This is a genomic window from Sorangium sp. So ce296, from assembly GCF_051529605.1.
Lineage (GTDB): Bacteria > Myxococcota_A > Polyangia > Polyangiales > Polyangiaceae > Sorangium > Sorangium cellulosum_D.
This window is the reverse complement of the sequence record NZ_CP150325.1, coordinates 4,377,325-4,389,411: the sequence shown is the minus strand read 5'-3', so window position 1 is coordinate 4,389,411 and position 12,087 is coordinate 4,377,325. Positions and strand designations below refer to the sequence as shown.

Genomic DNA, 12,087 nt, shown 5'->3' with positions numbered 1-12,087 from the left:
CGGCCCTCGCCGGCCTCGCGTTGGCTGCTGCCGGCGTGATCGCCCTGGCGGAGCCCGGGGCTCCGCCGCCCCGCGCCGGGTATGCGCCCGACCCTGCCGTGCGGCCCAGCGCGAAGCAGTGGGTCTTCGAGGTGCAGTACGCGAAGGGGAGGGGGTCGGTCGCGCGTGTCCGCCCGGTGACGCTCGACCGGCCGGCGGCGACGGCGCGGGTGATGGGCCGGTTCGCGCTCGAGCTGTACGTCGGCCAGGAGCTGCTCGATCGGGTCCGGTTCGACGTGCCGCTCACGGGCGACGCGCCCGAGCGGTCGACGAACATCCTCTATCGCCGGCCGGCGTTCGACGAGGGGGTGACGGCGCGGCTTCGCGTGCAGATGGCGGACAACCCGCGCGCGAGCTGGGCCAAGCTCGTCGACCGGAAGACGGGCGCGGAGGAGCGCTTCCTCTGGCCGCCGGAGCCGGACGGCCGGCTCGTGTCGCTGAGCGCGCAGGCCCCGGCGGCGGTCGACGGCGGCCTGCCGGCGGACGGCGGGAGGCCGCCGGCGGACGCGGGCCGACCGGATGGCGGGTGGCCGCCGGTGGATGCGGGCCGACCGGATGGCGGGTGGCCGCCGACGGATGCGGGGCCGCCGGATGGCGGGTGGCCGCCGGTGGACGCGGGGCGCCCGGACGGCGGGTGGCCGCCGACGGACGCGGGGGTGCCGGATGGCGGGTGGCCGCCGGTGGACGCGGGGCGCCCGGATGCTGGGCAGCCGCCGGACCCGTTCAGGGCTCCGCGGCGGTAGCCTGCCGGGCCGTCGGGGTCACGCATGCCGGTCCGAGGTCCGGCGGCGTGCTGGGTCGGGCGCCGTCGCGCGCCTTGCTCCGGGCGGCGGGGATCGTCGCTCGTCGGTGCAGCAAGGTTTCCCCTTCGGGCCGCGGCTGCGGTACCTTGGCGGGCATGCAGGACCGCTCGCTTGCCGTCATCGCGTCGCTTGCTCTCGCTGTCGTCGTCTCTGCTTCGCCCGCGGCCGCCCAGCAGACGCCGGAGGCGGCGCCGGCCGCTGCCGCTCCGCCGCGCAAGGATCCCAGCGGGCACACCGGCATCAGCCCCTACACGGAGCAGATCCTGAAGGGCAACGCGTCGTTCGTGGCGCGCGACATCCCCGGCGCGATCGCGGCGTTCCAGGAGGCGATCAAGCAGGATCCCTCGAAGATGCTCGGCTTCTACCGGCTCGGCGAGGCGATGCTCGAGTCGGGCAATGCGGCGGAGGCCGAGACGGCCTGGACGACGGCGCTCGGCAAGAAGGGCTCGGAGGAGCTTCAGGCGAAGGTGCTCTTCTGCCTCGCGGATCTTCGTGAGCGCCAGAAGAACTGGCAGGCGGCGCGGGAGGCGTGGGGCGCCTACGCGGCGTACCTGACCAGCAACCCCAAGGCGGGCGGTTACCCGGCGACGGCGACCGAGCGGCAGAAGCAGATCGATCGGCGGGTGAAGGACGAGAAGGACTACGCCACGGTCAAGGAGCGCATCGTCCAGCGCGAGGCCGAGCGCCAGAAAGAGGCCGAAGAGAACGCCAAGAAGGACAAGCTGAACCGGTAACCGGTTCGCGCGTCCGCCGCTGCGCGCGGCGTCCGTGGGATGCGCTTCCGCGGGGGAGCGCGGTGCTTGGGGAACCGCCAAGGCTCCAAGGACGCCAAGAAATCTCAACCGATTGGCTTCCGTCGCGGGAACGAAGGCTTCCGTCGCGGGAACGAAGGCTTCCGTCGCGCGCCGGAAGCTTCCGGCGCGGGAACGAAGGCTTCCGTCGCGGGAACGAAGGCTTCCGTCGCGGGAACGAAGGCTTCCGTCGCGGGAACGAAGGCTTCCGTCGCGCGCCGGAAGCTTCCGGCGCGGGGCGGGGCGCGAAATTCTCCGGAAATTCGACCTCCGGCGGACGCCGGACGGCGTCGGGAGCAGGGCCGGTGCTCCTAAGTACGCGAAATGTCGTGCTCCGGAGCGCGCCGAAGGGCTTCATTTGGGCGACGGAAGCTTCCGGCGCGCGTCGGAAGGTCTCGGACGCGCGCGGGAAGCGCTTGTCGGTGTGCCGGATTACTCCAGATCGGTCGCGTCGGCGTCGTCGAGCGCGTCGGCGGGCTCGGCGGGCTCGGCGGGGGTCTTGCGCTGGGGCGCCTTGCGGTTCGCGAGGCCGAGGCGGATGAGGTAGCCCCGCTTCTTGACGACCGCGCGCGCCGTGGTCGACCACTCGTCGAACCAGCCGCGCAGTTTGACGAGCGCCTCGCGCCTGCGCGCGGTCTCCGGGAGCTCGGTTTGCTCGGGCAGAGGCGATGTCGGGCCGAGCGCGACGTCGACGAGCCCCTGGAGGCGCTTGCGTTCTGCCTTGTCGAGGCCGCGGGGGCCGAGGAACGCGACCGCCTTCTTGTCGCTCTGCTTGGTCCCGGCGCGACCCGGGTCGGCGCCGCTCTCGAGGGCGTCGAGCCGCGCGAGGAAGGTGGCCACTCCCCGGACGGCGGCAGCGCCGGTGGAGGGCGCGAGGTCCTTGAACACGTAATCGTGCACGTCGGGGAAACGCCGGCGGAGCGCGGCGCCATAACGGGCATAATTGGGCTCGTCCCACTGATCGAGCTCCGCCGTCGCGGCGCGCTGCGCCCTGGCATCCGCGGTATCGGGCGCCGCGCCGGCCCTGCGGGGCGCGGCGAGGACGTCGAGGAGGAGCGTGCGGCCCTCCACGATGTCGTCATCGGTCATCCCCGCCTCCGCCATCAACGTGCGAATCGCGGCGACGGCGCCAATGCCCAACAGGAACTTGGTGACGCGCTCGGGCGTGGCCTCGAGGACCTCATTCGAATAGTCCATGTCGATTCCTCCCTGCCGCCGGCAAAGCCGGACGGCGGCAATGAAACGGGAAGATACAATGGGAATCGGGGCAGTTGAAAAGAGCTTTGTCGCTCGCGCTGCCGTCGGGTTCTTGCTGCGTCGACGAGGCCCGTGTTCGGGGGCTGGCATCGGATCCGTCTTCCGTCTCCCGTCTCCCGTCTCCCGTCTCCCGTGCTCCTCTTCGTGCGCGTTCCCGTGCTCCCTCCGGTCCAGCGCACCGGTGCCTCTCTACCAAGGACGGAGCGATGAGGTCCCGGAGCGTTCTTGCTCGGCTGAGCAATGTCCTACTGCCCCCGTATGGACGCTTGCATCCGGTGGGCCTGCGGGCGAGCGTGCGCCATTGAGAAAAGTTGCGGGGTGGAGGGAATGAAAATGAGAAGGAACACGAGGCGACCGAAGGCAATCCTCGTGGCGGCCGTGGCCGCCGTGGCGCTCGGCGCGGTGGGGGCCGGGTGCTTGTGGGAGCGCGAGGAGCACGCGCCCGGCCGGTTCTGCGCGCAATCGAACACCAGCGTGATCGAGCACTGCGTGGACGCGAGCGAGGGCCCGGGCACCGCGTGGCGTAAGGCCGAGGCGGACGGCGAGCTGCCGATCCAGATGTGGGCGGTCGAGCCGAGCGGCGCGATGCTCGACGAGCCCGCCGCGGACGCGGCGGCGCTCCGGGCCTGGTTTGACAACATCGAGCGGGCGGTGGCCTACGTGCGCGACGAGGAGAAGAACGCCGAGTCGCTCCGGGCGACCCTGCACGGCAGGCTCCTCGGGCTGCTCTTGAATTCCAGGCTGCGCCAGGAGGCGATCTTGAAGGAGGAGCCGGTCCGCGCGGCCGACAACTTCCAGCAGGCGATGACCGACAAGGCGAGCGCCGAGGAGGAACCGCTCGTCGCCGCGCTCGCGGCCGACAAGCAGGCGATGGCGGTCGTGCAGGCGATCTTCGAGCAGGCCCGGAGCGACGCCGCGCCGCTGCAATCCAGGTACGCGGGTGTCGCGGCGCGGTTCGCCGCGTACCGCGCGACCGAGGCGGTGGAGACGGCGGCGTACGCGGCGCTGTCGAAGCAGGCATCGCGGTCGGACATCGACGGCCTCGACGGCGCGGAGCAGGCGGTGCTCGCGGCGGCGCGCGAGGCGAGCCGGGCGCCGAACGAGCTCGCTACGGAGATCATGACGCTGTCGGCGGAGCTCCGGGCGCTCGCGGTCTCGTTCGAGGAGGCGATCGCGCCGCACAAGGAGGTGCTCGCGACGCACGGCGCGGTCGTGCCGGACATGACCTCGGGGGCGCTGCGCTCGCTGAGCGCGATGCTGGGCTACGCGCAGCGGCGGGTCGCCCGGAGCGATGCGACGGCGACGGCGCTGATCGGCGGCATCGCGCTGCGGCGGCAGGCGCTCCACGTGCTGCAGGCGGACGAGGGGGCGCGCGAGGCGATCGCGCGGTCGCGGATGGAGAGGGCGTCGGAGGTGTTCGGTGAGGGGGCGCGCGCGCGGGTGGAGGCGCTGTCGGCGGCGCCGCCGGTCAGCGAGAAACTGGGGCTGCCGCTGCTGGCCGAACGGTGCGGGGCGCTCGTGGCGCTGATGCAGATGCGGCCGCTCTGCGAGGCGGCGGGGGCGTCGTGGCGCGAGGCCGGGTGCGCGGTGCTCCGCGGGCGGTTCGACGCCGCGGAGGCGGAGCTCAGAACGGGCCTGCCGCGGAAGATCGCTGCGGGGTTGGCGGCGCTGCGGGAGACGGGGATGGCCGCGGCGGCGCTCGACGCGGTGCAAGCGAGGCTCGATGCGGGCGACGTGAAGGGCGCCGCCGTCGCGTATGACGCGGCGGTGCGCGGCGCGGAGGGACATGAGAGGCTCGAAGGACGTCGCGCGGCGCGGCTTCTGCGCCGCGGTGTTCCAGAAGCTCATCGCGCTGATGACGGCGCTTTCGGTGCTGGCGCCGTCGCCGGCGTGGGCGCGCACCCGCACGCCGTATACCGTGCTGTGGAGGAGCTACGGTGATGCCGATTCGTGCGGTTCTACCGAGCTCGAGACCGAGGGCGATGCCATCTTCGAGGTGAACCGGACGCCGCTGCCCACCTACGGGGTGCCGGGCGCGCTGCAGATCGAAGCCGACGGCTCGCGGAGCAACACGCTCGAGGCGGAGTTCGACTCGGTGCTGCTCCTCATGGGTAGAAACGAGTTCAACTTCGGGGTCCACACCGTCAACGGCAACGACTGGTGTACCCACGCGCAGGAGGTGGTGCACCTCGTCTCGGAGCCGCTCGGGCTGAACAAACCACTCTTCGACATCCGCCGCGATGGGACCGGTTTCGAGGGCAGCACCGAGGTCGATCTGAGCCTTTCGGAGATCAACCCGGACCTCGCGCGCGACATCGCGGAGCTGGAGGTCAGGATCGCCCGGCTGATGACGGAGCTCCTCCGCAACGCCGCGAGGGTCGCGGACCTCCGGGCGCGGATGGACCTCTTGCGACAGCTCGACACGGAGCTGCACGACCTGGCGAGCCGGCCGCTGGACGAGATCTCGCGGACCGACCTCGACGCGATCCTCGACCGGTACAAGGACGTTGTCGACGCGGAGACGCGGGCGGCGATGGAGCAGCTCGTCGACGACCTGAAGAAGAGCGTCAGCGATCTGGAGAACGAGCTCGCACGGCTGCTCGACGAGTTCGGCGCGCAGGCCGATGAGGTGGCGGACCTGGCGACGCAGGACGCGCGCGCCGAGGGGTGGAATCCGGACGACCCGTGGAACTACGCGCTCGGGGAGAGCGAGGTGCCGTGGGTCGAGGTGCCGGACATCGCGGAGGTGGACGGGGCGTTCGAGGAGGGGAGGGATCCGTATGCGGGGTACGCGGACGCGGTGATCGCGGCGCTGGAGGCCGACGTGAGCGGCGGGGTCGTGGTCGCGCGGGCGGACTTCGTGGCGAACGTGCGGGCGTGGCGAGAGAACAGCGCGGCGCTGGAGATCGCGCTGCGCGACCGGGTGGGGGTGTCGCTGGCGGAGACGAACGCGTTCCTGAAGGCGCAGAACCGGATCACGGCGGTCGTGCGGCGGTTCATGGATGCGTCGGACTGGTTCGTGGACTCGCCGGTGCCGGCGGACCTGCGCGCGGTGGTGGACACGGTGCTCAAGCCGCGGTTCGATGCGCTGGCGGACCAGATGAAGGACAGCCTGAACCAGTGGACAGGGGACGGGCTCGACCTGGAGCAGACGCAGCTCTACCAGACGATCAGCGCGTTCGCGGGGGCGATGTCGACGGTCGGCGAGGGGGTCGAGGCGTACGCGGGAGTGATGCAGACGCTCGTGCATGCGACGACGCGCATCGGGGTGGGGTTCGTGCCGGTGGTGGGGCCGGCGCTCGACCTGTGCGAGGCGGTGACGGGGAAGGAGTGGTGCCTGCCGGCCGGGCGAGAGCTCAGCGACGAGGAGCGGATCTTCTCGGGGCTGGGCTTCGGGCTCGGGGCGGTCGGGCCGATGTGGCGTGCGGTCAAGACGAGCAGCGGCCTGCGACCGGCCGCGATCCGGGTGGCCGGGGATCGCCGAGATCGAGGAGTTTTTCGCCAAGATCGTGAAAACGAACCGCGTCCGAGGGTACAAGAACCTCCGCGGGGCGGTCACCAAGCAGAAAAAAATAGACTTCTTCGAGAAGAAGGCGGCCAAGTTCCTTGTGGACGATGGTCGATCGCTCGTCGGGGTCGGCGACGACGGGGTGCGCAGGGTGCTCGACATTCCGAGGGAGTCACGGACGGGTACCATCGAGGGGAAGGCGCCCGACTTCCTGTCGGTGTCCAGCGGTCACAAGCTCATCCTGAGCGAGGCGAAGGGCGGCGGAAAGATCGACGCCTTTGACGTGCGCGATCAGCTCTTGAATGCGATGAGGGCGCTGAAGGACAAGTGGGGGCTCGCTGGCGACGTGCAGCGGGTCGAGCTCATCATGGAGCAGGGGGCGAAGTTCGAGCCGAAGAAGTTCATCGTCAAGGACGGCTACCTGTTCGATTCGGACGCTGGCAAGCTCCTTACCCTCGATGGCTTCAATATGCCCATCATGGTGATCCGGCTATGAGCTACTCAGGACCTCGATTCTTCGCCTGGTGCGACGAGTCCGAACGGGTCGATGCGTTCGCGGCAGCATTGTCTGCGCTGATGATTCCGGGGGATCTCATTAGCCTGGGTATGAGCGCGACCATAACGTGCAGAACACGCTCCGTCGAAGACGTCCTTGCCACGGTCCGCGCCCACTTCGGAGGACGGAATAGCGCTCACCTGTCATCCGGCGTGAGACTGCGCGAATCTGAGCGCGTCATGGTGTTCAGCCTGGCTTGCTACCCCGAAGACAGCGAAGATGACCATCCGTACGGCCCTCTCGAGGTCAAGGCGGGCGAACGCAAGAAGGATTTTTACCCCTACGAGCTCGCCGTGGGCAGAGGCCCCCGCTCCGTGGAGGCCGAGGCCGCAGCGGCCTACCACGTGGTCCAGGGCGACATCGAGGATCTCCTGCTCCGCCTCTGCGCGCCGGACGCGAGCGGGCGCGTGCCGACCGGCGCGTGCACGGGCGAGGAGGACTGGATCGCCCCGGTCGCGATGTCCGTGACCTACAATGCGAACGCCGCGGAGCTCGCGCGCGATCTCGCGCTTTCGTGGGTGAGCCTCCATCACAAGGAGAGCATCTCGCGCATCGCGGGCACGCCGCTTTCGGCGCTCCACGCGCGTGTGGACGCCGCGCCCCGTGGCGCGCGCGTGCCCATGAACAGCTCGAGCGAGCTCGCCGGCTCGCTCTCGCGCGAGACCGTGCTCAAGGCGCTCACGACGCCGCCAGCCACGCTGCTCGAAGCGCTCGAGGCCGCGGCGGTGCCCGACGACACGTGGCGTGCGGCCGAGCCGAAGGCGCGCGAGCTCATGGAGCTACGCCACCAGCTCGACGACGAAGCCGCGGGGGAGGTCCCACCCGCATTCTGGGTGGACGTCACGACGCGCGAGCACACCCGCTTCCTGGAAGAGCACGCCCCGTTCCACGTCCGGCGGCTCCCGGGCGGCGGTGTGCTGCTGGCCACGCACCCGTACCGCACGCTCTGGCCGCTCTGGGCCGATGCGCTCTTCGTGCTCGGCCTGATGTCGTGACGTCAAGCCAAGCCACACGCTCGGGAGGCCGTGACGCTATGGGTCAAGATCAAGCCCGGGGAATGACGGCTGGGTCCGGCCGGCAAGAGGGCCGCGATGGAGGCCGACCCTGTTCTGTGACGAAGGGAAGGGAAACCAATGGTCCGTCAGCAGGGTGTAAATGATGTAGCCGTTCCGCTCAGGTCGGAGGGCATCGCGTCGTGAGTCGCGCAAGCAGCTATCGTACGCTGAGGGAGGAGCCCCTTCGGTTGTATGCGGCGTGCGACGAGGAACACAGGGTCGACGCGCTTGCGGCTGCGCTGTCCGCTCTCGTCATGCCGGGGTGGTTCGTGAGGCTCTCGATCCATCCGCTCGCCGGCCCCGATAGGTCTTACGCCGCGCTTCCCGTCGAGAAGGCCGTGGAAGTGGCTCGCTCGGCATTCGGCACGGATGTGAGCATCGGAGCGAGCTTCTGGACCATCACGAGCTTCGGCCACGGCATCCCGCTCACCATCGGCTGCGCCGACGAGAAGCACGAGCGCCGGTCCCCGGACGGTCCTCTGAGCGCGTCGAGCGGCGATTATCACGATCTGCTCCCAAACAGCATCGACGTGGCTGTCGGCGCCCGCTCCGTCGAGGTCGAAGCCGCAGTGATGTCGGTACTGGTCCAGAAGGACATCATCGATTTCTTGGTCCGTGTCTGCTCGAGCGAACACGTGACGACCGGCGGGTGCTCAGACCTCACTGCCTGGGGTCCACCGATCGAGCTCGCCGCAACATACCACGCGGACTCCTTCGTCGCGCGCGATCTCGCCCTCTCATGGGTGCACGTCCACGAGGGCTACAAGGTGGCGCGCGCCGCAGGAAACTCGCTCGATGCGCTCCGAGCGCGTGTCGAGGCCGCGCCGCGCGGGACGCGGATCGCGGTCGCGGGCACCGTCGCGCGCGCGCGCAAGCACGCCGCGCTCGAGCATGTCGCAGAGCGGGAGAGGATAGGGTTGCTCGTGCGCGATGAACCCGATCCGCGCGCGCGCTCGAGGAAGTCCATCGAGCTCACAGAGAGGGAGGACGCGCTGCGCGCGCGCGGTGAGGTCCTGCCGCTCGGCACGCGCGTCGCGCTCGCGGGCGACGCCGAGCTGGCGCGCGAGCAAGTCCTTGCAGCGCTCTCCACGCCGCCGGCCACGCTGCTTGAAGCGCTCGAAGCCTCCGCTGTGCCGGACGACGCGTGGCGCGCGCTCGAGCCGATCGCGCTCGAGACCATTCAGGCAGCGAAGGAGGGTACGCCCACCGAGAACGTGATCGTGAATACGGGCGCACACACTCGATTCATCGAGCATCACGCCTCCTTCCACGTGCGCCGCCTGCCGAGGGGCGGCGTGGTGCTGGCGACGCACCCCTACCGCACGCTCTGGCCGCTCTGGGCCGACGCGCTCTTCGCGCTCGGCCTGATGTCCTGACGCAGGCTACACCATGAGGAGGATCGAGCGATGAGAGAAGGGCCGTTTTTCTTCGCCTGGTGTGACGAGGCACAGCGGGTCGATGCGTTCGGCGCAGCGCTGTCGGCCCTCATCAAGGAGCCCCAGTACGGCATCCGCGCGATCATGGACCGCGACACGGAATGCAACACGACCTCCGTGGACGAGGTGGTCGGCATGCTCCGCGCCCACTTCGGGCGCACCGACGCCGAAGCCTACTTCGTCGCGTCGCTGAGCTACGAACACTTCGTCCATTGCATCCTTCGCGGCTATACCGACAGAAGCGAACGTCTCAAGCCGATGGGCCCCATCCACATGCACGCCCGCGAAATCGAGGACTTTTCCCCCATGCACATGGACCTCGCCCTGGGGAAGGGTCCGCGCTCCGTGCAGGCCGAGGCCGTGCTCGCGTGGCACATGGCGCTGGAAGACATCGACGACGTCCTGCTTCGCCTCTGCGCGCCGGACGCGAGCGGGCGCGTCCCGACCGGCGGCTGCACGACGGCGCGGACCTGGCTCGCGCCGATCGCCCTGTGCGCGACGTACAACGCGGACGCGCGCGACATCGCGCGCGATCTCGCACTCTCGTGGCTCTGCCTCCACGACAAGGACAAAGTGTCGCGCACCGCAGGCCTGTCGCTGGAAGCGCTCCACGCGCGGGTGGAAGCCGCGCCGCCTGGGGCGTGCGTCGCGTTGAGACATCAGAGCGGACATTCGAACGCGCTCTCGCGCGAAACCGTCCTCAAGGTGCTGGAGACGCCGCCCTCCGCCTTGCTCGAGGCGCTCGAAGCCGCGGCGGAGGTGCCCGACGGCGCGTGGCGCGCCGCACAGCCGCGCGCGCGCGAGATCTACGAGCGGACGCTCCCGTTCAGGGGGCGCGACGGACAGGGCATGGAGACAGGCGACGGCTCGCCCCTCTCGCAGGTCGAGATCACCCTCGACCACTTCGAGTTCCTGGTCGACCACGCACCCTTCCACGTGCGCCGCCTGCCGAGCGGCGGCGTGGTGCTGGCGACCCACCCGTACCGCACGCTCTGGCCGCTCTGGTCCGACGCCCTCTTCGCGCTCGGCCTGATGTGCTGACAGCGCTCGCGCGAACTGCACCGCGCGCGCGTCAAGCCCTCTCTACCCCGCGCGTCAAGCCCTCTCTACCCCGCGCGTCAAGCCCCCTCTACCCCCGCCGCCAGCCGCCGCCCTCAATGGGCTGGGCCCCCGCCTCCGTCCACCGGTAGAACCCCTCCCCCGTCTTCTTCCCGAGCCTCCCCGCCCGCACCATCTGCCGCAGGATCACCGGCGGCCGGAACTGCTCCCCCACCTCGCGGTGGAGGTGCTCCAGGATCGCGAGCCGCACGTCCAGCCCCACGAGGTCCGTCAGCTTCAGCGGCCCCATCGGGTGCCGGTACCCGAGCTCCATCGCCCGATCGATGTCCGCCGCCGACGCCACCCCGGACTCCAGCATCCGCATCGCCTCGGCGCCGAGCGCCACGCCCAGCCGGCTCGTCGCGAACCCAGGCGTGTCGTTCACCACGATCGGCGCCTTGGCCAGGCGCCTCGCCACCGAGAGCGCCGCCGTCACCGTCGACTCGTCGGTCTCGAGCCCCCGCACCACCTCGAGCAGCTCCATCACCGGCGGCGGATTGAAGAAGTGCAGACCGATCGTGCGCGCCCCCGCCCCGAGCCGGCGGCCGAGCTCCGTGATGCTCAGGCTCGACGTGTTCGACGCGAGCAGCGCCCCCGCCGGCGCCGCCGCCTTCGCCCGGCCGAGCACCTCCACCTTGAGGTCCATCTGCTCGGGCACCGCCTCGATCACGAGATCGGCGTCCGCCGCCGCGCGCGCGAGATCCGGCGACGCGACGAGCATCCCGATCATCTCGCTGCGCGCCTCGTTGAGCATCTTGCCCTTCTGCACGAGGCGATCGGTCGCGCGCTTGATGTCCTCGATCGCCGCGCCGACGCGCGCGGCGTCGACGTCGTGGAGGCGCGTCACGTAACCGGCGACCGCGGTGACCTGCGCGATCCCCTGGCCCATCGTGCCCGCGCCGAGCACGAGCACCGTGCGCATCCGCGCGGCGGCGTTGTCCCCCACCGTCGCGCTCACTTCGGCGGCGCTGGCGGCGGCGCGTTCGAGGCGCCCTTCTGCCGCCCCTCGATGCGCTTGCGCACCGCCTCCACCTCCTGGGGCGTCAGTTTGCGCAGGTTCGGCGAGCCCGGCGCGGCAGCGCCCGCGGCGTGATCGTGCCCCTCGTGCCCGGGCGCCGCGCGCATGGCCCCCCCGGCCGGCCCAGGCTCGGGCGCGGCCGGGCGCGCTCCCGCCGGGCGCGCGTCGGCCCCGGGCGCCGGGCGCGCTCCCGCCGGGCGCGCGTCGGCCCCGGGCGCCGGGCGCGCGGCCGCCGGACGGGCGTCGGCCGGGACCGGGCGCGCGCCGGCCGGCGCGGCCTGATCCGCGGCGTCGCCGTCGCCGCTCATCGCGAGGAACAGGACGCCCGCCACCGCGAAGACCGCGAGCCCCAGCGCAGGGACCCAGTTCGGGGTGGGCGGCTCGTCGGCCGGCAGCGCGCGGGCGGGCTCCCCGTCGAAGCCGTGGTGGTCGCTCACGTCGTGCGCCGCGGCCGCGTGAGCCTCTTGATGGGCCGTGCTCATGCGCGGACAGTTGCCGCACTTCGCAAGCGGCGTCGAGGGGGTTC

9 protein-coding genes and 1 pseudogene are annotated in these 12,087 nt (G+C 71.1%); 7 read left to right on the top strand and 3 right to left on the bottom strand.

The window, feature by feature from the left end:
• Nucleotides 1-35: 35 nt before the first annotated feature.
• Both WME98_RS16440 and WME98_RS16435 read left to right on the top strand, forming a co-directional pair.
• On the top strand, nucleotides 36-782 hold the full coding sequence (locus WME98_RS16440) for a hypothetical protein (protein WP_437952135.1): 747 nt from the start codon (nucleotides 36-38) through the stop codon (nucleotides 780-782).
• A 155-nt stretch (nucleotides 783-937) separates the two neighbouring features.
• Nucleotides 938-1,576 (top strand): tetratricopeptide repeat protein, encoded by a 639-nt coding sequence (locus WME98_RS16435; protein WP_437952134.1) that lies wholly within the window; start codon nucleotides 938-940, stop codon nucleotides 1,574-1,576.
• 489 nt (nucleotides 1,577-2,065) lie between these two features.
• Here the strand turns inward: WME98_RS16435 and WME98_RS16430 are convergent, their stop codons facing one another.
• On the bottom strand, nucleotides 2,066-2,830 hold the full coding sequence (locus WME98_RS16430) for a hypothetical protein (RefSeq protein WP_437952133.1): 765 nt from the start codon (nucleotides 2,828-2,830) through the stop codon (nucleotides 2,066-2,068).
• 387 nt (nucleotides 2,831-3,217) lie between these two features.
• Here WME98_RS16430 and WME98_RS16425 point away from each other — a divergent pair, with 387 nt between their 5' ends.
• The 5 genes and pseudogenes from WME98_RS16425 to WME98_RS16405 all read left to right on the top strand — a co-directional run bounded on the left by WME98_RS16425 (nucleotide 3,218) and on the right by WME98_RS16405 (nucleotide 10,486).
• Nucleotides 3,218-4,831: a hypothetical protein gene (locus WME98_RS16425; RefSeq protein WP_437952132.1), complete on the top strand. Its 1,614-nt coding sequence runs from the start codon at nucleotides 3,218-3,220 to the stop codon at nucleotides 4,829-4,831.
• Between the two features lie 406 nt (nucleotides 4,832-5,237).
• Nucleotides 5,238-6,894, top strand: a pseudogene (locus WME98_RS16420) (hypothetical protein).
• A gap of 239 nt (nucleotides 6,895-7,133) precedes the next feature.
• Nucleotides 7,134-7,949, top strand: a complete 816-nt coding sequence (locus WME98_RS16415) for a hypothetical protein (protein ID WP_437952131.1) — start codon at nucleotides 7,134-7,136, stop codon at nucleotides 7,947-7,949.
• A 314-nt stretch (nucleotides 7,950-8,263) separates the two neighbouring features.
• Nucleotides 8,264-9,385 (top strand): hypothetical protein, encoded by a 1,122-nt coding sequence (locus WME98_RS16410; RefSeq protein ID WP_437953993.1) that lies wholly within the window; start codon nucleotides 8,264-8,266, stop codon nucleotides 9,383-9,385.
• Between the two features lie 30 nt (nucleotides 9,386-9,415).
• Nucleotides 9,416-10,486, top strand: a complete 1,071-nt coding sequence (locus WME98_RS16405; protein WP_437952130.1) for a hypothetical protein — start codon at nucleotides 9,416-9,418, stop codon at nucleotides 10,484-10,486.
• Between the two features lie 88 nt (nucleotides 10,487-10,574).
• On the opposite strand, the gene WME98_RS16400 is transcribed toward WME98_RS16405, so the two are convergent.
• Nucleotides 10,575-11,465, bottom strand: a complete 891-nt coding sequence (locus WME98_RS16400) for a 3-hydroxyacyl-CoA dehydrogenase family protein (protein ID WP_437953992.1) — start codon at nucleotides 11,463-11,465, stop codon at nucleotides 10,575-10,577.
• Nucleotides 11,466-11,497: 32 nt separating this feature from the next.
• Nucleotides 11,498-12,043 carry a hypothetical protein gene (locus WME98_RS16395; RefSeq protein WP_437952129.1) on the bottom strand — a complete coding sequence of 182 codons (546 nt, stop codon included), beginning with the start codon at nucleotides 12,041-12,043 and terminating at the stop codon, nucleotides 11,498-11,500.
• Nucleotides 12,044-12,087 lie beyond the last annotated feature (44 nt).

Excerpts from the sequence above, each read along its gene's own strand:
- WME98_RS16435 (WP_437952134.1), top strand. The coding sequence starts at position 938 with ATGCAGGACCGCTCGCTTGCCGTCATCGCGTCGCTTGCTCTCGCTGTC.
- WME98_RS16430 (WP_437952133.1), bottom strand. The coding sequence starts at position 2,830 with ATGGACTATTCGAATGAGGTCCTCGAGGCCACGCCCGAGCGCGTCACC.
- WME98_RS16425 (WP_437952132.1), top strand. The coding sequence starts at position 3,218 with ATGAAAATGAGAAGGAACACGAGGCGACCGAAGGCAATCCTCGTGGCG.
- WME98_RS16415 (WP_437952131.1), top strand. The coding sequence starts at position 7,134 with ATGGTGTTCAGCCTGGCTTGCTACCCCGAAGACAGCGAAGATGACCAT.
- WME98_RS16410 (WP_437953993.1), top strand. The coding sequence starts at position 8,264 with ATGCCGGGGTGGTTCGTGAGGCTCTCGATCCATCCGCTCGCCGGCCCC.
- WME98_RS16405 (WP_437952130.1), top strand. The coding sequence starts at position 9,416 with ATGAGAGAAGGGCCGTTTTTCTTCGCCTGGTGTGACGAGGCACAGCGG.
- WME98_RS16400 (WP_437953992.1), bottom strand. The coding sequence starts at position 11,465 with ATGCGCACGGTGCTCGTGCTCGGCGCGGGCACGATGGGCCAGGGGATC.
- WME98_RS16395 (WP_437952129.1), bottom strand. The coding sequence starts at position 12,043 with ATGAGCACGGCCCATCAAGAGGCTCACGCGGCCGCGGCGCACGACGTG.